Source organism: Methylobacterium endophyticum (assembly GCF_050591105.1).
Lineage (GTDB): Bacteria > Pseudomonadota > Alphaproteobacteria > Rhizobiales > Beijerinckiaceae > Methylobacterium.
The window spans coordinates 371,156-393,565 of record NZ_JBNHES010000001.1 but is presented as its reverse complement, the minus strand read 5'-3'; the positions used below and the strand labels follow the sequence as shown (position 1 = coordinate 393,565).

General features: G+C 71.8%; 22 protein-coding genes. 10 read left to right on the top strand and 12 right to left on the bottom strand.

Translation table 11 applies throughout. The annotated features are described in order from the left end of the window. Positions 1-175 precede the first annotated feature (175 nt). A complete protein-coding gene (locus ACP56T_RS01830) occupies positions 176-961 on the top strand; it encodes a collagen-like domain-containing protein (protein WP_430910391.1) in 786 nt (261 codons plus the stop codon). A gap of 7 nt (positions 962-968) precedes the next feature. Here the strand turns inward: ACP56T_RS01830 and ACP56T_RS01825 are convergent, their stop codons facing one another. Beyond that, entirely contained in the window at positions 969-2,189 is a 1,221-nt protein-coding gene (locus ACP56T_RS01825; protein ID WP_430910390.1) for a TIGR03862 family flavoprotein, read from the bottom strand. Positions 2,190-2,399: 210 nt separating this feature from the next. Here ACP56T_RS01825 and ACP56T_RS01820 point away from each other — a divergent pair, with 210 nt between their 5' ends. Further along, complete coding sequence (locus ACP56T_RS01820; RefSeq protein ID WP_430910389.1) at positions 2,400-3,422, top strand: TerC family protein; 1,023 nt, start codon at positions 2,400-2,402, stop codon at positions 3,420-3,422. Between the two features lie 6 nt (positions 3,423-3,428). Here the strand turns inward: ACP56T_RS01820 and ACP56T_RS01815 are convergent, their stop codons facing one another. The 3 genes from ACP56T_RS01815 to ACP56T_RS01805 all read right to left on the bottom strand — a co-directional run bounded on the left by ACP56T_RS01815 (position 3,429) and on the right by ACP56T_RS01805 (position 5,335). Continuing rightward, a complete protein-coding gene (locus ACP56T_RS01815; protein WP_430910388.1) occupies positions 3,429-4,181 on the bottom strand; it encodes an N-acetylmuramoyl-L-alanine amidase in 753 nt (250 codons plus the stop codon). Continuing rightward, positions 4,178-4,903: a TerB family tellurite resistance protein gene (locus tag ACP56T_RS01810; protein ID WP_430910387.1), complete on the bottom strand. Its 726-nt coding sequence runs from the start codon at positions 4,901-4,903 to the stop codon at positions 4,178-4,180. Before ACP56T_RS01810 ends, ACP56T_RS01815 begins: the two co-directional genes overlap by 4 nt. 162 nt (positions 4,904-5,065) lie before the next feature. Next, the gene (locus ACP56T_RS01805; RefSeq protein WP_430910386.1) at positions 5,066-5,335 is read right to left on the bottom strand and encodes a glycine zipper domain-containing protein; all 270 of its coding nucleotides are present in this window, start codon (positions 5,333-5,335) and stop codon (positions 5,066-5,068) included. Positions 5,336-5,586: 251 nt separating this feature from the next. On the opposite strand from ACP56T_RS01805, the gene ACP56T_RS01800 reads away from it, so the two are divergent. Both ACP56T_RS01800 and dusA read left to right on the top strand, forming a co-directional pair. After that, positions 5,587-6,255 (top strand): urease accessory protein UreE, encoded by a 669-nt coding sequence (locus tag ACP56T_RS01800; protein ID WP_430910385.1) that lies wholly within the window; start codon positions 5,587-5,589, stop codon positions 6,253-6,255. Positions 6,256-6,277: 22 nt separating this feature from the next. After that, on the top strand, positions 6,278-7,297 hold the full coding sequence (dusA, locus tag ACP56T_RS01795) for a tRNA dihydrouridine(20/20a) synthase DusA (RefSeq protein ID WP_430910384.1): 1,020 nt from the start codon (positions 6,278-6,280) through the stop codon (positions 7,295-7,297). Positions 7,298-7,400: 103 nt separating this feature from the next. Here the strand turns inward: dusA and ACP56T_RS01790 are convergent, their stop codons facing one another. The 3 genes from ACP56T_RS01790 to cobS are packed head-to-tail and all read right to left on the bottom strand — an operon-like array spanning position 7,401 to position 9,203. After that, on the bottom strand, positions 7,401-8,093 hold the full coding sequence (locus ACP56T_RS01790) for a retropepsin-like aspartic protease family protein (RefSeq protein ID WP_430910383.1): 693 nt from the start codon (positions 8,091-8,093) through the stop codon (positions 7,401-7,403). Between the two features lie 25 nt (positions 8,094-8,118). Next, a complete protein-coding gene (locus ACP56T_RS01785; RefSeq protein ID WP_430910382.1) occupies positions 8,119-8,343 on the bottom strand; it encodes a DUF1289 domain-containing protein in 225 nt (74 codons plus the stop codon). A gap of 47 nt (positions 8,344-8,390) precedes the next feature. After that, positions 8,391-9,203, bottom strand: a complete 813-nt coding sequence (gene cobS / locus ACP56T_RS01780) for an adenosylcobinamide-GDP ribazoletransferase (RefSeq protein WP_430910381.1) — start codon at positions 9,201-9,203, stop codon at positions 8,391-8,393. Positions 9,204-9,307: 104 nt separating this feature from the next. Between cobS and cobT the strand changes: the two genes are divergently transcribed. Then, positions 9,308-10,324 carry a nicotinate-nucleotide--dimethylbenzimidazole phosphoribosyltransferase gene (cobT, locus tag ACP56T_RS01775; protein WP_430910380.1) on the top strand — a complete coding sequence of 339 codons (1,017 nt, stop codon included), beginning with the start codon at positions 9,308-9,310 and terminating at the stop codon, positions 10,322-10,324. A gap of 5 nt (positions 10,325-10,329) precedes the next feature. On the opposite strand, the gene ACP56T_RS01770 is transcribed toward cobT, so the two are convergent. Further along, entirely contained in the window at positions 10,330-11,928 is a 1,599-nt protein-coding gene (locus ACP56T_RS01770) for a sensor histidine kinase (protein ID WP_430910379.1), read from the bottom strand. A gap of 251 nt (positions 11,929-12,179) precedes the next feature. Between ACP56T_RS01770 and ACP56T_RS01765 the strand changes: the two genes are divergently transcribed. The 4 genes from ACP56T_RS01765 (at position 12,180) to pyrF (ending at position 16,375) form a co-directional block, all read left to right on the top strand. Then, positions 12,180-12,635, top strand: a complete 456-nt coding sequence (locus tag ACP56T_RS01765) for a (2Fe-2S)-binding protein (protein ID WP_430910378.1) — start codon at positions 12,180-12,182, stop codon at positions 12,633-12,635. 24 nt (positions 12,636-12,659) lie between these two features. Beyond that, positions 12,660-14,876, top strand: coding sequence for a xanthine dehydrogenase family protein molybdopterin-binding subunit (locus ACP56T_RS01760; protein WP_430910377.1), 2,217 nt, complete (start codon positions 12,660-12,662; stop codon positions 14,874-14,876). A gap of 66 nt (positions 14,877-14,942) precedes the next feature. After that, complete coding sequence (locus ACP56T_RS01755; protein WP_430910376.1) at positions 14,943-15,611, top strand: uracil-DNA glycosylase family protein; 669 nt, start codon at positions 14,943-14,945, stop codon at positions 15,609-15,611. 80 nt (positions 15,612-15,691) lie between these two features. Continuing rightward, positions 15,692-16,375 (top strand): orotidine-5'-phosphate decarboxylase, encoded by a 684-nt coding sequence (gene pyrF, locus ACP56T_RS01750; protein ID WP_430910374.1) that lies wholly within the window; start codon positions 15,692-15,694, stop codon positions 16,373-16,375. A gap of 10 nt (positions 16,376-16,385) precedes the next feature. Here the strand turns inward: pyrF and ACP56T_RS01745 are convergent, their stop codons facing one another. After that, on the bottom strand, positions 16,386-17,042 hold the full coding sequence (locus ACP56T_RS01745) for a TetR/AcrR family transcriptional regulator (protein ID WP_430910373.1): 657 nt from the start codon (positions 17,040-17,042) through the stop codon (positions 16,386-16,388). A gap of 203 nt (positions 17,043-17,245) precedes the next feature. Here ACP56T_RS01745 and ACP56T_RS01740 point away from each other — a divergent pair, with 203 nt between their 5' ends. After that, the gene (locus ACP56T_RS01740; RefSeq protein ID WP_430910372.1) at positions 17,246-18,985 is read left to right on the top strand and encodes a methyl-accepting chemotaxis protein; all 1,740 of its coding nucleotides are present in this window, start codon (positions 17,246-17,248) and stop codon (positions 18,983-18,985) included. A 19-nt stretch (positions 18,986-19,004) separates the two neighbouring features. Here ACP56T_RS01740 and ACP56T_RS01735 read toward each other — a convergent pair whose 3' ends face one another. From ACP56T_RS01735 to ACP56T_RS01725, 3 genes are all read right to left on the bottom strand, one after another. Continuing rightward, positions 19,005-19,202 carry a hypothetical protein gene (locus tag ACP56T_RS01735; protein WP_430910371.1) on the bottom strand — a complete coding sequence of 66 codons (198 nt, stop codon included), beginning with the start codon at positions 19,200-19,202 and terminating at the stop codon, positions 19,005-19,007. 163 nt (positions 19,203-19,365) lie between these two features. Next, positions 19,366-20,475 (bottom strand): Gfo/Idh/MocA family protein, encoded by a 1,110-nt coding sequence (locus ACP56T_RS01730; protein ID WP_430910370.1) that lies wholly within the window; start codon positions 20,473-20,475, stop codon positions 19,366-19,368. A gap of 57 nt (positions 20,476-20,532) precedes the next feature. After that, positions 20,533-22,374 (bottom strand): NADPH-dependent assimilatory sulfite reductase hemoprotein subunit, encoded by a 1,842-nt coding sequence (locus ACP56T_RS01725; RefSeq protein ID WP_430910369.1) that lies wholly within the window; start codon positions 22,372-22,374, stop codon positions 20,533-20,535. Between the last annotated feature and the right edge of the window lie 36 nt (positions 22,375-22,410).

Below are 22,410 nucleotides of genomic sequence, written 5' to 3'. Positions count from 1 at the left end.
AAGCGCCGGGCCGGACGCGGGAGGCTGGCCTGCGCCTCCCACAGGGCTCTCCCCTTCCTGCGGTGCGGCGGATGGGCGCCGGACGAGCCCGGCAGGCGAGGCTTGACCCTGCCGCGAGGGCGGCGGCATGGTCCCGGCCGAGCCGCGCCGGCGGCCGCCTCGGGGGGAATCGTCCATGCGTCTCGCACTCGCCCTCGCGGGCCTGACGATCGCGGCGGCCGCGCTTCCGGCGCTCGCCCAGCCGGCCCCGCCGCCCGCTCCGGCTCCGGCTCCCGTGCCGCGCCCGGCGCCGCGCGCCGCTCCGCGCCCGCCGAGCCAGCCGATCATGGTCTACGACGCCCGCATCGAGGCCGGCGACCTGCGCATCTCGGGCAGCGTCCGCAAGGCCGGCACCGTCGTCGTCCTCGACGACGACATCTCGGTGATCGCGGATGCGCGCGGCCGCTTCCTGTTCAGGCTACCCTACCGGCCGCCGACCTGCGTCGGCGTGCTGAAGGCCAACGAGGACGAACGCGAGGTCGTCGTCGCCAACTGCGCTCCCGAGGGCCGGCCCGGCGCCCAGGGCGAGCCCGGCCCCACCGGCCCGCAGGGCATGGCCGGCGCTCCGGGACCGCAGGGCGAGGCGGGCCCGAAGGGCGACGCCGGGCCGAAGGGAGATGCGGGCGAGGCGGGCGCCAAGGGCGAGCCGGGCACCAAGGGCGAATCCGGCGAGCGGGGGCAGAAGGGCGACGCCGCCCTCGCCGCCGCCGTGCCGCCCGCGCCCGCGCCGCTGCGGGTGCGCAGGCTGGACTCCTGTCCGGCCTCCGGCTGCGAGGTCTCCTGCGAAAGCGGAGAGGTCTTCGTCTCGGCCTATTGCCTGAAGGGCGGCCCGGCCGGCTTCGGAGAGGGGCCGAACGGGAGCGCGGTGGCCTCCTGTCCGGCGGGCGCCTCCGGCATGGTCGCGGTCTGCACCCGCGAGTAGCCCATCCTCACGGCTGCCGCGCAAGCCAGGCCAGCATCCCGGCCGCCGCCGCCCGGCCGCTGGCGAAGGCGCCCTGGAGCAGGTAGCCGCCGGTCGGCGCCTCCCAGTCGAGCATCTCGCCGGCGGCGAAGGTGCCCGGCCGGTCGCGTAGCATGAAATTTCCGTCGAGCCCGTCGAGGCGGATGCCCCCCGCGCTGGAGATGGCCCGCTCGATGGAAGCGGTGCCGGTGAGGCTGAGGGGCGCCCCCTTCACGAGCGCGGCCAGCGCGTCGGCGGCGGGAGGGAGGGCGTTGCCGCACGCCTCGCGCAAGAGCCCCGCCGCCACGGGCGACAGGCCCGCCGCCTTGCGCAGGCGCGTCGCCGCCGACTCGCCGGGCTTGCCGGCGCCGAGCCTGCCGGCGAGATCGCTTTCCGAGAGGTCCGGCCGCAGGTCGACGATCACCTCCGCCGTCCCCTCGGCGCGGACCGCCTCGCGCAGCACGCGGGAGAGGGCGTAGACCGCACCGCCCTCGATGCCGCCCGCCGTCACCAGCGCCTCCCCGCGCACGCGCGCCCCACGGAAATCCAGGCCGATGCGCTTCAGCGGCTCCCCGGCGAAGCGCTCGCGGAAATGCGCCGACCACGCCACCGAGAAGCCCGCATTGGCCGGCTCCAGGGGCGCGACCGGAACGCCCCGCTCGCGCAGCGCCGCCGTCCAGGCGCCGTCCGAGCCGAGGCGCGGCCAGCTCGCCCCGCCGAGGGCCAGCAGGGTGGCGCGGGGCCGCACCAGCCTTTCGCCGTCGGGCGTCTCGAAGAGAAGGCCGTCCTCCGTCAGGCGCACGAGGCGGTGGCGCGGGCGCACGGCGACGCCGAGACCGTCGAGCCGCGCCAGCCAGGCGCGCAGCAGCGGCGACGCCTTGAAGCTCTTCGGGAAGACCCGGCCGCTCGATCCGACGAAGGTCGGCTCGCCGAGGCCCTCGCACCAGCCGCGCAGGGCGTCGGGCGGGAAGGCGGCGATCGCCTCGGCCAGCGCGCCCGGCGGGTGGTAGCGCCCCAGGAAGGCGGGGAGCGGCTCGCCATGCGTCAGGTTGAGGCCGCCGCGCCCCGCCATCAGCAGCTTGCGGCCCAGCGACGGCATGCGGTCGTGGACCGTGACCGCGCGGCCCGCCGCCGCCAGCACCTCGGCGGCGGCGAGACCCGCCGGGCCGCCGCCGACGACGGCGATGGATTCGTCCTCACGTCTCTCCATGGGGCGGGAAGGCGCGCGGGCGCCGCCGCTGTCAAGCCGTATCCCGGCAGAACGCGGGGCCGGCCCGCGCGCCGCCGCCCTTGATTCGCCTCCATCTCCCGCTTAACTCGCGACCTATCGGCTGCGGGCCCCTCTGGCGGGACGCTCAACGAGCGTTCCGTGATGTCGGAGCCGATGCTTTCCTTATCGAAGCATCGACGGTCCCTGCGGATGATGGATTTCCTGTACGTCGTATGGCTCGGCAAGCCGATCTGGATGTGGCTCGGCTTCCACGCGCTCGTCTTCGGGCTGCTCGCTTTCGATCTCGGCCTGCTCCACCGCGACAAGGACCATGAGATCGGCGTCAAGGAGAGCCTGCTCCTGACGGCGTTCTACTTCACCCTCGGCCTGATCTTCGGGGCCTGGGTATGGTGGTACATCGGGCCGCAGGCGGGGCAGGAATACGTCACCGGCCTCGTGGTCGAGAAGTCGCTGTCCATGGACAACGTCTTCGTCATCGCCGTCATCCTGTCGGCCCTCGGCATCCCGCTCGCGGCGCAGCACCGGGTGCTGATCTGGGGCATCCTGGCGGCGGTGCTGCTGCGCGGCCTGATGATCGGGCTCGGCGCGGCGCTGGTGCATCAGGCGTCCTGGGTGCTGTCGATCTTCGCGGCCTTCCTGCTCTATGCCGGCATCAAGATGCTCGTCTCCGGCGAGGAGGAGGAGGGCGACGTCCAGGACAACGCCGCCGTGCGCTGGCTGCGCAGGACGCTGCGCATCACCCCCGGCCTGCACGGCCAGCGCTTCGTGGTGCGGCTTCCCCATCCGAAGACCGGCAAGCCCGTGCTCTGGCTGACGCCGCTGGCGCTGGCGCTGGTGCTCGTCAACGGCGCCGACGTGATCTTCGCCGTGGACAGCGTGCCGGCGATCTTCGCGATCACGACGGATACCTTCGTGGTCTACACCTCGAACATCTTCGCCATCCTCGGCCTGCGCGCGCTCTATTTCGCCCTCGCCGCGATGGTGGACCGCTTCGCCTACCTGAAGACGGCGCTGGCCTTCATCCTGATCTTCATCGGCGCGAAGATCGTCATCGCGGACACCTTCGGGCTCGTCCATGTGGAGCCCTGGGTGTCGCTGCTGGTGACGGTGGTGCTGCTGGCCGCCGGGGTGCTCTACAGCCTCTGGCGGACCCGCGGCAGCGAGCATGCGGAGCCGCACGAACAGCAGCGGGCCGAGCCGCAGCGGCTTTAGCCCCCTCTATGCCGGCAGCGTGGCGATCAGGTCGCGCAGGGTCTTGATGGTCGAGGCGTCGGCGATGCCGTCGATGCGCGCGGGCCGGAAATGGCGCTGGAAGGCCGTCACCACCGCCTGCGTCCGCGCATCGTAGAGGCCGGTCACGGGCTGGTCGTAGCCGTAGACCGCGAACATCGCCTGCAACGCCTCCACCGGCTGCCCGGCATCGCCGGGGGCGAGGAAGCGGCCGTCCCCCGCGGGCGCCGGGGCGACGTAGTGGCCGATTCCCTCCGCCGCGAGCCGCGCCCAGGGAAATCTCTCGCCGGGGTCCTCCTTGCGCTCCGGGGCGACGTCGGAATGGGCCAGCACCCGCTCCGGCGGGATGGCGTGGCGGGCGAGGAGGTCCCGGCACAGCGCCACCACCGCGTCGATCTGCGCGTCCGGGTAGGGCGGCAAGCCGCCGGCATGGCCCGGATGGGCTATCTCGACGCCGAGCGAGCGCGAGTTGACGTCGCGCTCCCCGGCCCAGCAGGCGAGCCCAGCATGCCAGGCGCGCCGGCCTTCCGGCACCATCTGCACCACCCGCCCGTCCTCGAAGACGAAGTAATGCGCGGAGACCTCGGCCAGCGGGTCGGACAGACGCCGGAGGGCGGCGACCGCGTTCTCCATCCCGGTATAGTGCAGGATCAGCATGTCCGGCCGTCGCCCTGTGCGCGCGCCGTGGTTCGGCGACGGCACCACGGCGCCGGCCACCGGACTCTCGGGGGCGAGCCTCATCGCAGGCCCCGTTCCTGGGCGATCCGGTCGTAGGCGGCGTTGATCGCCGCGAGCCGGCCCGTCGCGATGGCGACCGCCTCCTGCGGCAGGCCGCGCGCGATGGCCCTGTCGGGATGGCTCTCGCTCACGAGGACGCGGTGGCGCGCCTTGATCTCGGCGTCGCTGGCATCCCGTTCGAGGCAGAGGACGGCATAGGGATCGTCGGCGAGCCGGACGTGCCGCGCGGCGATCCGGCGGAAGCCGGCGTCGTCGAATCCGAGGATCTCGGCCACCGAGCGCAGGTAGCGCTCCTCCGCCTCGTGGATGGCGCCATCCGCCTTGGCGATGTGGAAGAGGCCGTCGAGCACGTCCTCCAGCAGGGCGGGCTCGTCGCGGAAGGTGGTGGCGAGCTGGCGCGCATAGGCCTCGTAGCCGGCGGTGGTGGATTTCGCGAGGTCGAACAGCCTCACCACCCCCGGCCGCTCGGCATCCGTCACCGTGACGACCCGCCCGAAGGCCTCGACCTCGGAGGGCGTCACCACGCCGTCGGACTTCGCCATCTTGGCGGCCAGCGCCACGAGGCCGGTGGTGAAGACCACGTCGCGCGGCGTCGGCCCGAAGGGGGCGCCCTCGCGGTCCACCAGGAAATGCCCGGCGACGCCGCCGATCAGCGCGCCGAGCGGGCCGCCGATCGCCAGGCCGAGCCCGGCCCCGCCGAGCTTTCCCCAGATGCCCGCCGTCATCGGGGGCCTCGGCCGGATATCGGCGGCGGGAAGGGGGAGGGCGGCATCATGGAGAAGGGCTCGAACCGGTGCGGTCGAGGGGCATACCCCCTCCGCCGGAAACGAGGAAGGGCCGGAGCGCATGGCTCCGGCCCTTCCCGCCGTCTCGTCCTGGCCCGCCGCTCAGCGGCAGTAGACGTTGCCGTACTCGTCGCGGAAGGTGCCGTAGGGGCACTGCGGCGCGGTGGAGGCGCCGATGATGGCGCCGCTCGCGCCGCCGATGGCCGCGCCCGCGAGCGCGCCGCCGGCGCGGCCGGTCGCGGCCCCGCCGATGGCGGCACCGGCCAGCGCGCCGAGCCCGGCGCCGCCGAGCGCCCGGTCCTGCGGGGTGTTGCAGGCGCCGACGGACAGGGCGAGCGTGCCGGCGAGCGCGGCTGCGATGATCTTCTTCATGGGTCGGGGACTCCCTTGTGCGTCGGGTCCGGCCTTGAGCCGTGACGGTGTGCGGGCCGAGCTTAACCGTTAAAATCGGTGAATGCATCACACACGGCCAAGGTTCCGTCCGCATCGTGGCCGGCACGGCGGACGCGACAATGCCGGCCGGGACCGCTAGAGACAGGCGCGAGACCGCCGGATGCTCGCCCGCGACGGGCGGATGACCGCCGGATGCTCGCCCGCGACGGGCGGATGACCACGAGGACACCATGCAGCGCGCCACCACCATCGTCCGCAAGCCGGCCGTCCGCCAGGATGCGGTCGTCGACCGGGTGAGCCTCGACCATGCCCGCCGCGGCCTCTCGGAGGGGACGCTCACCGCCGAGGGCGGCCTCGTGGTGACGCTGGCCCTGCCGAAGGCGGGCGCGCTCGAGGACGGCGACGCCCTGCGCCTGGAGGACGGCCGCCTCGTCGCGATCCGCGCGGCGGAGGAGCCGCTCCTCGAGGTCCGCGCCGGCAACCCCGCCCGGCTGATGCGCCTCGCCTGGCAGCTCGGCGGCAGCCATGTCCCGGCCGAGATCGGCGCCGACGTTCTCTACGTACCGGCGACGGCGGCCACTGCCGAGCTGGTGCGCGGGCAGGGCGGCACCGCGAGCCCCGTGACGCGCGCCTTCCGCCCCGAGAAGCAGGCGCACGACCACAGCACCTGCGGCCACGACCACAGCCACGATCATGGGCATTCGCACGATCACGACCATGGCCATGCGCATGGCCACGACCACGACCACGGCCATTCCCACGATCACCACGGGCACGATCACGACCATCACGGGCACGAGCACGGCGCGCAGGCGCACGGGCATTCCCACGATCACGGTCATCACCACGACCATGGGCATGTCCACGGCCCCGGCTGCGGCTGCAAGCACGATCACTGAGTCCTCGCGCCCGAACCCGACGATGACGCCTGAGGACCTGCGCTTCTCCGTCGCGCCGATGATGGATTGGACCGATAGGGGCTGCCGCTCCTTCCATCGGGTGCTGTCGCGCCGGGCGCGCCTCTATACGGAGATGGTCACGACGGGGGCCGTCCTGCACGGCCCGCGCGAGCGGCTGCTCGGGTTCTCCCCCGCCGAGCATCCCGTCGCGGTGCAGCTCGGCGGCTCGGACCCCGCCGATCTCGCCGCCGCCGCGCGGATCGCCGAGGAATTCGGATACGACGAGGTCAACCTCAATGTCGGCTGCCCGTCGGACCGGGTGCAGGACGGCCGCTTCGGCGCCTGCCTGATGCGCGAGCCGGGCCTCGTCGGCGATTGCGTCGCGGCGATGAAGGCGGCGGTGCGGGTTCCCGTCACGGTGAAGTGCCGCATCGGCGTCGACGACCAGGACACGGAGCAGGCCCTCGATGCCCTGGCGGAGGCGGTGGTCGCGGCCGGCGTCGACGGGCTCGTCGTGCATGCCCGCAAGGCGTGGCTGAAGGGGCTCTCGCCGAAGGAGAATCGCGACGTGCCGCCCCTCGACTACGAGCGGGTGGCGCGCCTGAAGCGGGCGCGTCCGGCCCTGCCGGTGGCGATCAACGGCGGCATCGATACCCTCGATCAGGCGCGCGCGCTGCTCGACCGGGGGCTCGACGGGATCATGATGGGCCGGGCGGCCTATTCGGACCCGGCGCTGCTCATCGGCGTCGATCCCGAGCTGTTCGGGGAGCCGGCCCCGGTGGCCGATCCCTTCGCGGCGGTGGAGGCGTTCGCGCCCTACGTGGCCGAGGCGCTGGCGCAGGGTGTCCGGCTGCACGCGATCACCCGGCACATGCTCGGGCTGTTCAACGGCCGGCCGGGGGCGCGGGCGTGGCGCCGCCACCTCGCCACCGCCGGGACCGCGCCGGAGGCCGGGCTCGACACCCTCCGCGCGGCGGCCGCGATGGTCTCGCGCGAGCGTCCGCCCGCTCCGTTCCAGCCCCCGGCGGCGCTCGCCTGCTGACGAGAGTCTGTCAGGCACTTTCAGAAGCGCCTGACAGACTCTCGTTTGTTGTTCTGTCGTATGTCCTGACGGAGAACAGGAGCCCACTTCTCCTGGACATACTCTATCGGCCGTTGAGGATCAGCCGGTCGCCGCGCACCTCGTAGGAGGGCAGGCGGGTCAGGAAGCTCTGGCCGAGCAGGTTGCCGGAGAGCGCGCCGGGCTTGGCCACCATTGCATCCACCCGCCGTTCGGTGATCGGGCCGATGGAGAGGCTGTCGAGCAGGATCGGCGCCGTGAAGGCCGTGCCGTTCGCCGTCGAGACGCGGGACGAGAACTCGCCCGGCTCCGGCCTGATGCCGAGGGCCGCCGCATTCTCGGCGGTCAGCACCACGGCGCTGGCGCCCGTGTCGAAGGCGAAGGACTGCGTCCGCCCGTTCACCTCGGCCTCGACCCGGAACTCCCCGTTCGCGCGGCGCGTGACGGTCACGCTGCCGCCGGGGCCGACGACGGCGGTGCCGGGCCGCAGGTCGCCGAGCAGGCGTCCGCCGACGCTCTGCATGCGGTCGCGGTAGGAGAAGGCGAGGACGCAGGCGAGGCCCAGCGCCAGCCAGATCAGCAGGTTGCGCAGGTTCTCGCCGATCCGCTCGCGGAACTGGTGCCAGAAGCCCGCCACCACCAGCGTCAGGATGGTGCCGCCCCAGGCCAGCCCGGCGAGCTGGTCCGGCTCGATCACCCCGCCGATGCTGGACGAGCCGTCCGTCAGGATCAGGACCGCCAGCACCAGCCCGATGGCGATGAGCCCGAGATACATCATGGCGTCGTGGACCCTCCCGGCGCGCTCAGGGACGGCCCGGCGCGGCCTTGTCGAGATGGGCATCCCGCAGCCGCGCTTCGAGGGTCGCCATAATGGCGAGACGCCGCGCCTCTGGCATCGACCCCCACAGCGCGATCTCGTCGCGGGTGCGCCCGCAGCCGACGCAGAGCCCGGCCCGCTCGTCGAGGATGCAGACCTTGGTGCAGGGGCTCGACGGTTTTTTGTACGCGGGCGAGGAGGAGGCGGTCATGGCCCTCGTCCTTGCCCTGCCAGCGAGGGCTCGATCAAGCCCCGCGCTCAGACGACGGCGAGGAGGCCGAGCAGGGCCGCGATCTCGGCCGCCTGCTGGCTCGCCCCGACGACGTCGCCGGTCTGGCCGCCGAAGCGTCTCTTCGCGAGCCAGGTCACGGCGAGCGCGCCCGCGAGCGCCGGCACGAGCATCGCCGACACGCCGCGAACCGGCAGGACGAGGAGCGCGAGCAGGGCCAGCGCCAGGGCGAGCCCGGCGGCGACACCCACCGTCGCCTTCTCCGGCCGCCCGACCGAGGCGCCGGCCCCGTCCGGCCGCGCGGGCCGCAGGAGCACCATCGGCGCCAACGCGAAGGTCCGCGACAGGACCGCCGCCAGCAGCAGCGCGACCGCCGCCGCGCCGCCGATCCGGTCGAGGAGCGTCGCCAGCGCCCCGATCCGCAGGAGCAGCGAGAAGGCCAGCGCCAGGCCGCCATAGCTGCCGATGCGGCTGTCGCGCATGATCTCCAGCGCCCGCTGCCGCGAGGAGCCGCCGAGCCCGTCGGCACAGTCGGCGAGACCGTCCTCGTGGAGCGCGCCGGTCACGAGGATGCCGACGAGGATCGCCAGGCTCGCCGCCAGGAACGGCCCGAGCCCCCGCGCCGCGAGCAGGGTCAGGGCGGAGGGCAGCGCCAGGAGAAGCCCCGCCACCGGCAGCATCCGGGGCACCGTGCGGAAATCGGGCACCGCATACGGGTCCGGCTCCCCCAGGAAGCGCGGGACCGGCAGGCGGGAATAGAAGCGCAGGCAGGCGGCGAGATCGCGGACGAGGTCGCGCCCCGGCCAGTCCGCCTCCTCCGAGAGTCCGCCCTCGTCCCGCATCGCACTCAGCCTTCACCCCGACCGCACGGCTCGTTATAGCTCGCCCCGCGACCGCACCGCACACTCCCGGCGGCCGCCCACAGGAACCTTGGCGGCCGCCCTCGATGACAGAAGCCAACCCGTTCGCGGATATCCGCAATCTGCTCGCGACCATGCCTGGCCCGGACGAGGCGGCGGTCGCGGCGATCCGCGAGCGCGACGCCACGCTGACGAAGCCCGCCGGTTCGCTCGGCCGGCTGGAGCATCTCGTCGAATGGCTCGGCGCCTGGCAGGGCAAGGCCCCCCCGAGCCTCGACCGGCCGCTGGTCTGCGTCTTCGCCGGCAGCCACGGCGTCACCGCGCGGGGCGTCTCGGCCTACCCGGATTCGGTCAACCGGCAGATGCTCGACAACTTCGCGGCGGGGGGCGCGGCGATCAACCAGATCTGCGCCGCCTACGGGCTCGGCTTCAAGGTGTTCGACCTCGCCATCGACATGCCGACCGGCGACATCGCCTCGGGCCCGGCCTTCGACGACAAGGCGTGCGTGGCCACCATGGCCTACGGCATGGAGGCGGTGGCCGCCGGCACCGATTGCCTCGCCGTGGGCGAGATGGGCATCGGCAACACCACCGTGGCGGCGGCGATCTACGCCGCGCTGTTCGGCGGCCCGGCATCGCATTGGGTGGGGCGCGGCACCGGCGTCGACGAGGCCGGCATCGGCCGCAAGATCGCGGCGGTGGAGGCGGCGCTCGCCTGCCATGCCGGCCATCTCGGCGATCCCCTGGAGGTGCTGCGGCGGCTCGGCGGACGCGAGATCGCGGCGATGGCCGGCGCCATCCTCGCCGCCCGGCTCCAGCGGGTGCCGGTGGTGCTCGACGGCTACGTCGCCACCGCCGCCGCCGCCGTGCTCCACGTCCTCGATCCGCGCGCGCTGGACCACTGCCTCGCCGGGCACCTCTCCGCCGAGGGCGCCCATCGGGAGGTGCTGGAGCGGCTGGGCCTGGTGCCGCTGCTGGCGCTCGGGATGCGGCTCGGGGAAGCCTCGGGCGCGGCGATGGCGCTGGGGCTGCTCAAGGGCGCGCTTGCTTGCCATCGGGAGATGGCGACCTTTGCGCAGGCGGGGGTGTCGGGTCCGACCTGAGACGCTCAGGCGACCCTCGCGGAAGGCGGGTTGCGGCGCTGGTGCGGGCCCGTCGGCTCGCCGGGCTTGGGCTTGGCGGCGGCCTTCGCAGGTGCCTTCGGCGCCGGCTTCTCGGGCTCGACGCTCACCGCCGAGAGGGTGTCCATCACCCGGCTCGCCGGCAGCATCACGATGACTTCCGTTCCCTCGCGCGGCTTCGACTTGAGCTGGAAGGTGCCGCCGTGCAGGTCCACGAGGCCCTTCACGATGGGAAGCCCCAGCCCCGAACCCTGCTCGGCGGTCTTGATCGCCAGCGAGCCGCGCCCGAACGAGGACATCACGGTGCCGAGCTCCTCCTCGGGGATGCCCGGCCCGCTGTCCTTCACGGCGACGTACTGGCCGCCCGAGCTCGTCCAGCCGACCTTGATGGTGATCTCGCCACCCGGCGGGGTGAACTTCACGGCGTTAGACAGGAGGTTGAGCACGATCTGCCGGATGGCGCGCTCGTCGGCCCAGATGCGCGGCAAGGAATCGTCGATGAAGTCGTGGAAGATCTGGCCCTTGCTGCGGGCGCGCAGGCCGATCATGTGGCGGCACTCGTCCACGATATAGGCGAGCTGGGTCGCCTCCTCGTTCAGCTCGTAGCGCCCGGCCTCGATGCGCGAGAGGTCGAGGATCTCGTTGATGAGGTTGAGGAGGTGCATCCCGCTGTCGTGGATGTCGTTCGAGTATTCCTTGTAGCTCGGCGCCTGATGCGGCCCGAAGACCTCGTTCTTCATCACCTCGGAGAAGCCGAGGATGGCGTTGAGCGGCGTGCGCAGCTCGTGGCTCATGGTTGCGAGGAAGCGCGACTTGGCGAGGTTGGCCTCCTCCGCCCGGCGCCGGGCCTCGTCCGAGTTGGCCTTGGCCTGCTCCAATTCGCCGAAGATCGCGTCCTTCTCCGCGCGCGACTGGAGCGCGCCGACCGTCGAGGTGTAGAGGCGGCGCGACAGGCCGAGGAAGAAGATCTGCGAGGCGAGCGCGATCGTCACCAGCATCACCGCGTTCATCTCCTGCGAGGGCGCCAGGAAGACGATGGTGGCGACGCAGAGCGGCACGAGGCCGGCGACGGCGGCGGTGGGGACGGTGGCCGCCAGCATGGTCGAGACGGCGGCCGCGCTCACGAGGCCGAACAGCGCGAAGACCCGGCCCTCGGTGAGGGCGAGCCCGATCATGGTCGACCAGCACAGGCTCTGCACGCCCTCGCCGAGGGCGAAGCGGCGCCGCCACGCGGGGTGTGAGATCTCCTCGGCGGGGATGCGCAGGAAGCGCCGGCTCAGGGCGGTGTTGATGGAGATGGCGACGAAGACGCACAGCGCCCAGGTCGCGGCGAAGACCGGCGGCACCCAGACCACGGCGGCGGCGGCCATCGCCACCGCGAAGATGCCGAGGGGAATACCCGCCCCGGCGCGATACTGGGCGTAGACGCGCAGCAGCTCGTAGTCGAAGGCGCGTTCCAGCCCCGTTTCCGAGGTCAGCTTCTCGCGGGCGGAGCGCATCTCGCGGGCGATCCCGCGCCGCCGCGCCGCCTCCTCGGAGGACGGCCCGCGACCGCGCTGCACCATCTCAACCGTCAGGTCGGACATCGACGCCTTGGAAGACCCGTGATGAGCGGGTCGTTCGCGGCCGGCGGGCCGTCTCGACGCCCGCGGGACAGGAGCGTCAGAATGGAAGGAATGTGTTAAGAACGGCCTGCCGGGTCGGGCACAATCTTAGCGATCCCGGTCGGCGGACCGCGACGGACCGCGCGACGCGGCATCATGTGCGCCAGCGCACATCGCTTGGGCCCGCGCGAGGCGCAATCCCCGGTGAATCCACGGCTACGGAGGGACGTCGCATGCTGAAGCTGACCGTCAACGGCGTGCCCCGCGAGGTCGACGCCGATCCCGAGATGCCGCTCCTCTGGGTCCTGCGGGACCGCCTCGACATGACCGGCACCAAATACGGCTGCGGCATCGCCCAGTGCGGGGCCTGCACGGTGCATCTCGACGGCCAGCCGGTGCGCTCCTGCCAGACCCGCATCGGCGACGTCGCGGAGGCCAGGATCACCACCATCGAGGGCGTCTCGGGCCGCGTGGCGGAAGCCGTGCAAGGGGCCTGGCGCAAGCTCGACGTGGTCCAGTGCGGCTACTGCCAGTCCGGGCAGATCATGTCCGCGATCGGGCTCCTCACCGACAACGCCAAACCGAGCGACGACGACATCGCCGGCGCCATGGACGGCAACATCTGTCGCTGCGGCACCTACCAGCGCATCCGCGCGGCCATCCACGAGGCCGCCCGCTCCCTCGCCTGACGCCCGTCTGACCGGAGCACCGCCATGCTGAAACCCGCCCGCCCGACCTCCCCCGTCCGCGAGCCCGCCCCCTCCCGCCGCGCCTTCCTCGGCGGCGCGGCGGCAGCCGGCGCCATCCTCGTCGGCTTCCGGCTCGATCCCGCCGGCCCGGCCCGCGCCGCCGGAGGTCACGACCTCTCGAAGGTGCCGGCCGCCCCCAACGCCTTCGTGCGCATCGCCGCCGACGACACCGTGACGGTGATCGTCAAGCATCTCGACATGGGCCAGGGAAACACCACCGGCCTCGCCACCATCCTCGCCGACGAGCTCGATGCCGACTGGGCCACGGTGCGCACCGAGTTCGCCCCCGCCGACGCGGCGCTCTACAACAACCTGCTGATGGGCCCCGTGCAGGGCACGGGCGGCTCGACCGCCATCGCCAATTCCTGGTTCCAGCTCCGCAAGGCGGGTGCCGCCGCCCGCGAGATGCTGGTGGCCGCCGCCGCCTACCAGTGGAAGGTGCCGGTCGCCGAGATCACCGTGGAGAAGGGCGTCGTCCGCCACGCCCCCTCGAACCGGCAGGCGCGCTTCGGCGAACTGGCGGCCTCCGCCGCGACGCTCCCCGTTCCGCAGGAGCCGCGCCTAAAAGATCCGAGCCAGTGGCGGCTCATCGGCACGAAGGTGCCGCGCCTCGATTCCGTGGCCAAGACCAATGGCAGCGCGGTCTACTCCCTCGACATCCGCCGGCCCGGACAGCTCACGGCGGTGGTGGCGCATGCGCCCCGCTTCGGCAGCGTGGTCAAGAGCCTGGACGACACCGCCGCCCGCGCCGTGAAAGGCGTCGTCGACGTGCTGCGCATCCCGACCGGCGTCGCGGTCGTCGCGAAGGACACCTGGGCGGCCATGAAGGGCCGCGAGGCGCTCAAGATCACCTGGGACGACGGCGCGGCGGAATCCCGCTCCTCCGACGCGATCCTGGCCGAGTATCGCGAGACGGCCAAGCGCCCCGGCCTCGTCGCCTCCGAGCGCGGGGACCCGGATGCCGGGATCGAGGCGGCCGCCAAGGTGGTCGAGGCGGAGTTCAGCTTCCCCTATCTCGCCCATGCGGCGATGGAGCCGCTCAACGCCACCATAGAGCCCGCCGCCGACGGCAAGAGCTTCGACGTCTTCGCCGGCTGCCAGCTCCAGACCGTCGAGCAGGCGGTGGTCGCCGCCGTGCTCGGCGTGACCACGGACAAGGTCCGCCTGCATACGCAATGGGCCGGCGGCTCCTTCGGGCGGCGGGCCACCCCGACGGCCGATTATTTCGCCGAGGCCGCCAGCATCGTGAAGGCCCACGGCGCCAAGGCGCCGGTGCATCTCGTCTGGACCCGCGAGGACGACATGGCCGGCGGCTTCTACCGCCCCACCGTCCTCCACAAGGTCCGCGCCGGCATCGACGCCAAGGGCGCCATCACCGGCTGGCGGCATGTGATCGTCGGCAAGTCGATCATGATCGGCTCGCCCTTCGAGGCGATGATCGTCAAGAACGGCATCGACGGCACCACCGTGGAGGGCGCCTCCGACACGCCCTACGCCCTCCCGGCCTATCGGTTCGAGGTCCATAACGGGCGCGAGGGCGTGCCGGTGCTGTGGTGGCGCTCGGTCGGCCATACCCACACCGCGCAGGCCATGGAGGTCTTCGTGGACGAGCTGGCGCATGCGGCCGGCGTCGATCCGGTGGCCTATCGGCTGTCGCTGCTGGCCTCGGCGCCCCGCCTCTCCGCCGTGCTCAAGCTCGCCGCCGACAAGGCCGGCTGGGCGGATCGCAAGAAGGAGAAGGGCAACGGGCTCGGCGTCGCCGCGCACGAATCCTTCGGCTCCTACGTCGCCATGGTGGCCGACGTGACGGCGGGCGACGGCAAGGTGAAGGTCAACCGCATCGTCGCGGCGGTGGATGTCGGCGTCGCCGTGAACCCGGACGTGATCCGGGCGCAGGTGGAGGGCGCTGTGGGCTTCGCCCTGTCCTCGGTGCTGCGCAACCGCATCACCCTCAAGGACGGCGTGGTGCAGGAAAAGAACTTCGACGCCTACGAGCCGACCCGCATGAGCGAGATGCCCGTGGTCGAGGTCCACATCATGCCCTCGCAGACGGCGCCCACCGGCATCGGCGAGCCCGGCGTGCCGGTGCTGGCGCCTGCGATCTCCAACGCCGTCTTTGCCGCGACCGGCGTGCGCCTGCGCTCGCTCCCCCTCGACATGAGCGCGCTGCACGGCGTGTGACGTAAAGGGCTCGGCCGGGCCGCCGCCTCTCGCCGGCGGCGGCCCGGATACCCATCTCGGCGGGGCATGACGCGACGCCAGCCCTCCTTCGACGTGACCGCCGCCGCGCTGCGGGCCTGCCGCATCTGCCGCGACGCGCCCCGCTACGGCGCGCCGCTGCCGCAGGAGCCGCGCCCGATCATCCAGGGCAGCGCGGGCGCGCGCCTGTGCATCGCGAGCCAGGCGCCCGGTACGCGGGCCCACCGCACGGGCATGCCCTTCATGGACCCGTCCGGCGTGCGGCTGCGCTCCTGGCTCGGGCTCGACGAGCCCGCGTTCTACGATGCCGCCCGCGTCGCCATCGTGCCCATGGGATCGTGCTTTCCCGGCCTCGACGCGAAGGGCGGCGACCGCCCGCCGCGTCGGGAATGCTCCGAGCGCTGGCGGGCCGAGATCTTCGCCGGCCTGCCCAGGCTGGAACTGATCCTCGTCATCGGCCAATACGCACAGGGCTGGCATCTCGAGCGGATGGAGGGCGGCCTCACCGGGACGGTGATGCGCTGGCGGGAGACCCTGGCCGAGCCGCGCCGGCCGCGCGTGCTGCCGCTGCCCCATCCCTCCTGGCGCAACAACGGCTGGCTCAAGCGCCATCCCTGGTTCGAGGCCGAACTGCTGCCGGTGCTGAAGGCCGAGGTCGCCCGCGTCATGACGGCGGAGGTCGCGACGGCCGGCGTTGACACCCGCCGGGCGTCGTGATGGGTCCGGCCGCGGGGGCGGTATCGCCCTCCGGCGGGCCGGCATCCGCCCCGCCCGAGAATGTCCCCACGGAGCCGCCGATGAACGACCCCCGCGACCGCCTGATCGTCGCCCTCGACGTGCCGAGCGTCGCCGAGGCCGAGGCGCTGGTGGAGCGGATCGGCGATGCCGCCACTTTCTACAAGATCGGCTACCGGCTGGCCTATTCCGGCGGGCTGGCGCTGGTGCCGAGGCTCGCTGCGCGGGGCCTCAAGGTCTTCCTCGACCTCAAGCTGCACGACATCGGCAACACCGTCGAGGAGGGGGTGCGGGCCCTGAGCGATCTCGGGGCGACCTACCTGACCGTGCATGCCTATCCGCAGACCATGCGCGCCGCCATGCGGGGACGGGCCGGCGGCCTGAAGGTCCTCGCCGTCACCGTGCTGACCTCCTACGACGAAGCGGACGCGCGCGAGGCCGGTTATGCCCTCTCCGTGCCAGAACTCGTGGCCCGGCGCGCCGCGCAAGGGATCGAGGCGGGCATCGACGGGATCGTGTGCAGCGCCGTCGAGGCGGTGTCCGTGCGCGGGATCGTCGGCGCCGACACGCTCATCGTGACGCCGGGCATCCGCCCCGCCGGTGCCGCCCTCGGCGACCAGAAGCGGGTGATGACCCCGCGCGAGGCGCGCATCGCCGGCATCGATCAGGTGGTGGTGGGCCGGCCGATCACCGGAGCGGGCGACCCCGCATCCGTCGCGGCGGCGATCGTCGCCGAGATGCGCTGAAACTCAGCTCTCAGTGCCGGGCGGGGGAGGCGGCCGCGATCGCCCCGGCCTCGGTGCCGAGGGCCGCGAGCAGGAACGGAATCATCGCCTCCACCGGCGGTGCCGGAGCGTTGGGGAACTGGCTCACCAGCATCGGATGCGTGTAGCGGGTGATCGCGGTGTGCAGGCAGCGGGCCGCCATATCCGGGTCGGCGACATGGAACTCGCCGGCCTTCACCCCCTCGCGCACCAGCCGCGTGAAGGTCGCCCCGATCCGCTCCACATGCGCGAGGCATACATCCCAGCTCTCGGTCATCGCGGCTTCGACCATTTCGTGCATACGCGGATTGGCTTCGCAACGGTCCACGCAATTGCTATGCAGCGCCCGGACGATGCACGCGATCCGGTCCGCCGCCGAGAGATCCGCCTTCGACGCGATCCCCTCCGCGAGCGCGTGGATCTCCAGCGTCACGCGCTCCACGACGGCCTCGTTGATCGCCTTTTTCGAATCGAAGAAGCGGTAGACGTTCGCGGGGCTCATCCGCAGGGTCTTGGCGATGTCCGCGACGGTGGTCTTCTGATAGCCGATCTCGCGGAAGAACCGCTCGGCGGTCGCCAGGATCCGGCAACGGGTCGTCGGGAGGCCGTCCTCGACGAGGAGTAGGTCGCTGTCGGCGTCGATCATCATCCTCCGAGCCTATGCCCCTGACTAGTCCGGCGTCAAAGCTTCACCGTTGTGCAACGGCCCCGTGCATGCGGAAAGTCCCCTGCTTCCAGTGGGTTCCCCAAGGGCTCGCGCGAAGAAGCGGGACTAGGCCGACCGTGACACAACCATATCGATTGTCCGCATTTTAACTGCGCGTTAGCGACGTGTCGCCATCCAATGGCGGCATGTGGTTCCTTCGCTCCTCAGCCAAGATCGCTGTCCCCGCCACCGCCGCGCAAGCGGCCGATCCGGGGCCGCCGGCGGCGTCGCCCGTGCCCGAGCCGGCGCGCGGCATGCCGCCGAGCGACGTGCTCGACACCATCGAATCGGATGTCCGCTCCGCCATCGAAGGCGTGAGCGGCTCCATCGCCACCGCCCGCACGGAAGTGGGGGAGATGAAGTCCGGCCTGTCCGCGATCCGCGCCCAGATGGACGACCTCGCGCATGCATCGCGCGACGCCGCCGCGGCGACGGCCGGGCTCGCCGAGCAGACCGGCGGCCTCTCGTCACTGTCCGCCCGGATCACCGCCGCGATGACGCAGGCGGGGGGCCATCTCGACCATGCCGGCGACCGTGGCGGCGAGGCGCGCGCCCTCGTCACCGCCCTCGCGGAGGCCGGCAACGAGATCGCCGGGATCGTCGACACCATCACCCTGGTCGCGAACCAGACGAATCTCCTCGCCCTCAACGCCACCATCGAGGCGGCCCGCGCTGGCGAGGCGGGACGGGGCTTCGCCGTGGTGGCGCAGGAGGTGAAGGCGCTCTCCGTCCAGACCGCCCGCGCCGCCGACGAGGTCCGCGAGCGCGTGGCGCGGCTGCGGCAGGGCGCGGCCGCATCGGGAGCGGCGATCGAAGCCGTGGCCGGCGCGATCGATTCGGTCCGGCCCGCCTTCGCCGCCGTCCGCGACATCGCCGACACCCAGGCCGTCACGGTGACGGCCATCGTCGGCGAGGCCGGCCGTGCCTCTGCCTTGGTGGCGCAGGTAGACGGCGACGCGAGCGCCGCCAGTGCCGCGAGCCTCGACCGACAGGCGGCCGCCATGGAAGGGGCGACCGGCGCGGCGGCCGAGCAGGCGGCGAGCCTCGCCCGGCGGTTCGTCGCGGTGATGCGCCAGAGCGAGATCGGCGACCGGCGCCGGTCTGACAGGTATCCCGTCGAGCTCGCCGTGCGGCTGCCGGACGGACGCCGCACCACCACCGTCGATCTCAGCGACGGAGGGCTTCTGCTCATGCCGCCTCCGGGCGCTCCGATCGCGGCGCCCGCCCGATTGACGCTCGATGTGGACGGGATCGGCGGTCTGTCCGCCGAGGTGGTGGCGGTGAGCCCCATCGGCCTGCATTGCGCTTTCGGAGCCATGGATCCCGCCGTCCGGGAGCGTCTCGCCGCCAAGCTGTCCGCCATCCAAGCCGAGAACGCGCCCCGCGTCGCCAAGGCGCAGAGCCTCGCGGCGCGCATGGCGAGCCTGATGGAGGCGGAGCTGGACTCAGGACGCCTCGGGGAGACGGATCTGTTCGATACCGAGTACCGCCCGCTCGCGGGATCGAACCCGCCGCAGTTCATGGCACCCTGCGTCGATCCCGTGGTGCGGCTGGTGGGGCCGATCCTCGAACCGGAGCTCGGCCGCGACGACCGGATGCTGTTCTGCATCGTCACCGACCGCAATGGATTCCTGCCCTTCCACAACAGGGCCTATTCCCAGCCGCAGCGTTTGAACGATCCCGTCTGGAACGCGGCCAACGCGCGCAACCTGCGGATCTTCGACGACCGTGCCGGCATCACGGCCGCCCGATCGACGCGCCCCTCGACGGTGCAGGTGTACCGCCGCGACATGGGTGCGACGACCCTGGTGGTGCTGGAGATCGACGCGCCGATCCGCATTCGCGGACGCCACTGGGGCGCCTGCCGCACCGCCTACAGGCTCTGATCCGGCGAGATACGCCGGCTCAGGAACCGAATTGCGAGCCGAGCCGCTCCAAGTATTCGGCAAGGTCGACGCCGCCGACACGCTTGCCGTAATCGAAGCGCATGCCCTGGCGGATATCCACGTTGGCGCTGCGGGTCGTCAGCGTGAAGGGACGCACGCAGACCCAAGCGCCGTCGCGCCGATGCTCGAAGAAATTGAGTATCTCGTGCTTCGCCATGGCGCGACTCCCGACCCGATCCGTTGGCACAACGGCCGATCCAAGAAATCGTTCACGCCGCCGGGCGGTTTATTCTCGGCTTATGGCCTAGCTTGACCGGAAGCGGCCCAAGGGTGCGCCTCGGAACGTCGGTCGGGAACGGGATGAACAGTCCTCGCGGCGTTCAGCCGCCGGGTTCCGCAGCATCCACGAGATCGGGGGGCTTCACCGGCGGCAGGGCCACGCCCTGTCCGGCGCTCGGTCGCCGGCTCCGTTCCATGGCTGGAAGAACCTGGGTTTCGCCCGTCTCCAGCGCCCGCTCGACGGCCGCGAGCACGCGCAGATCCGCAAGCCCCTCCTCGCCGTCGGGCTCCGGCGCGCGGTCGTGGAGGATGCAGTCCGAGAAGTAGCGCGTCTCTCCGCTGAACTGGTCGACATGCGCGTAGGAGAGGTCGCGCATTTTCCCGCCCGTGGTGAGCTTTCCGGCGAGCCCCCGGCCGAAGGTGAAGCCCGGCGACATCAGGAGATCGCCCTCCGTGCCAACGATCCGGTACTCGTCCACCGCGTCGGTCTCATAGGACACCGTGAACTGGGCCATGCGCTCGCCGGGAAAGCGCAGGATCACGGTCACGGTGCCGTGGAACTCGAAGGGACTGTCCGGCCGGCGCGCCCCGTGGGCGCTCACCGAGATCGGCTCGCTGGAAAACAGGTTGCGCACCGCGTTGAGCGGATAGGTGCCCATGTCCGGCACCGGCCCGGCCCAGTAGCCCTGCCTCGCCCGGTGGTTCTCTCCCGAGACGTGCTGCGCGAAGACCGAGGAGAACAGCAGGGGCTCGCCGATCTCGCCCCGCCGCACCCGTTCGATGGCATCAAGCGTGCCCGGCTCGCAATGGAGGCGGTAGGCGATCATCAGCTTGACGCCGGCGGCGCGCGCGGCCGCGACGATCGCCTCGCCCTCATCGACGCTCGTCGCCATCGGCTTTTCGAGAAGCAGGTGCTTGCCGGCCTCTAGCGTCGGCACCGCATAGTCGCGGTGCATGCCGTTGGGCAGCGCGAGATAGACCGCGTCGAAGGTGTCCGACGCCAGCGCCTCGCGATACGCGTCGTAGGACCATGCCCTGATCCCATAGCGATCGCCGAGGACGCGCGCCTTCTCGGGATCGCCTGTGACGAGCGCTGTGATCTCTGAATTGCCCGTCTGCGCCACGCCCGGCATGAAGGCGGCCTGGGAAATCCAGCCGCCGCCCACCACCGCGTAGCGGATCTTGCGGTCCGTGCCGTTCGTCATGCTCATCCGCGTCTCCTTGCGGTGAGCCAACTCCTGCGACGGGTGAGGGTTTCGCCGCGCCCCTCAGGCGGCCGGCTTCAGGGCCCCGATCCGCTCGTGGAAATCCGGCCCGTTCGTCGTCTTGGCGACGTGACCGGCGCGGATCAGGAAGTCGCCGAAGCGCTCGCCCTTGCTCCTGCCCTTCGCGTAGTCGGCAAACAACGGATCGAGCGTGGCGCGCACCTCGCTCGCGGTGACGTCCTCCTTGTAGAGCTTCGACAGCCGCGAGCCGTCGAAGGCCGCACCGAGATAGAGGTGGTAGCGCTCGGGCCCGCGCCCGACAAGGCCGATCTCGGCGATGTAGGGCCGGGCGCAGCCATTGGGGCAGCCGGTCATGCGGATGGTGATCTCGTCCTCGGACAGGCCGTGCCCGGCGAGGCTCTCCTCCAACTCGTCGATGAGGCTCGGCAGGTAGCGCTCGCTCTCGGCCAGCGCGAGGCCGCAGGTCGGCAGCGCGACGCAGGCCATGGAGCTGCGCCGCAGGGCGCCGGCGCCCTTGGTCAGCCCATACTCGTCCACCAGCGCCTCGATCTCGGCGCGCTTTCCGGCCGGGACATTGGCGATGATGACGTTCTGGTTGCCGGTGAGGCGGAAATCGCCCTCGTGAACCTGCGCGATGCGGCGCAGGCCGGCGAGGAATTGCGGGCCGCCCTCCACGTCCTTGATGCGCCCGGAGGGGATGTAGAGCGTCAGGTGATGGCGGCCGTCGTCGCCCTCGGTCCAGCCGTAGCGGTCGCCGTTGCCTTCGAAGGTAAAGGGCTTCGCCTCCTCGAGCGGCTTGCCGAGGCGCTTCTCCACCTCGGCCCGGAAGGCCGCGAGCCCGTAGCGCTCGATGGTGTATTTGAGCCGCGCGTTCTTGCGGACCTTGCGGTTGCCCCAGTCGCGCTGGACCGTCATCACGGCTTCGGCGACCTTCACGGCGTCCTCGGGCTTGCAGAAGCCCATGACGTCGGCGGTGCGCGGGAAGGTGTCGGTCTCGCCATGGGTCATGCCCATGCCGCCGCCCACCGTGACGTTCCAGCCCGTCACCCTGTTCTTCTTGTCGAGGATGGCGATGAAGCCGAGGTCGTGCGCGAAGATGTCGACCTCGTTCGAGGGCGGCACCGCGACGACGATCTTGAACTTCCGCGGCAGGTAGGTCTTGCCGTAGACGGGCTCGACGAAACCCTCCTCCTCGCCGCCGACGACCTTCTCGCCGTCGAGCCAGATCTCGCGCCAGGCGTTGGTCTTGGGCAGCAGCGTGTCCGAGATCTCCTTGCCGAGATCGTAGGCGGCCTTGTGCGCGCCGGACTGGGCCGGGTTCGTCGCGGCCATGACGTTGCGGTTCACGTCGCCGCAGGCGGCGATGGTGTCGAGCAGCGCCGAGTCGATGGCCGCCATGGCCCGCTTGAGGTTCGACTTGATGACGCCGTGATACTGGAAGGTCTGGCGCGTCGTCGCCCGGAGCGTCCCGTTGGCATAGGTGGTGGCGAGGCCGTCGAGGATCAGCCACTGCTTCGGCGTGACCACGCCTCCCGCGATGCGGAGCCGGATCATGAAGCTGTAGGCCTTGTCGAGCTTCTTCCTGGTCCGCTCCGGCCGCAGGTCGCGGTCGTCCTGCATGTACATCCCGTGGAACTTCACGAGCTGGCCGTCATCCTCCGAGATGGCGCCCGTCGCGTGCTTCAAGAGGCCGTCGGCGAGGCCGCCGCGCAGGTAGCGGCTGGCGATCTTGAGATGCTCGTTATGCGCGAGCCCGGCCTCCCTGGCGGCCTGCGGATCGTCGATGGGACGCCCGGCGGGCGGGGTCTCGTAGCGATGCGCGCCGACGCCCGGCGTCACCAGGGCGGGGCCGTCTTCGGTGTCGATGGGCTTGTGGTCGTCCATGGCGGTATCCGGGCTCGGGAACTCTCCTCTCCTTCG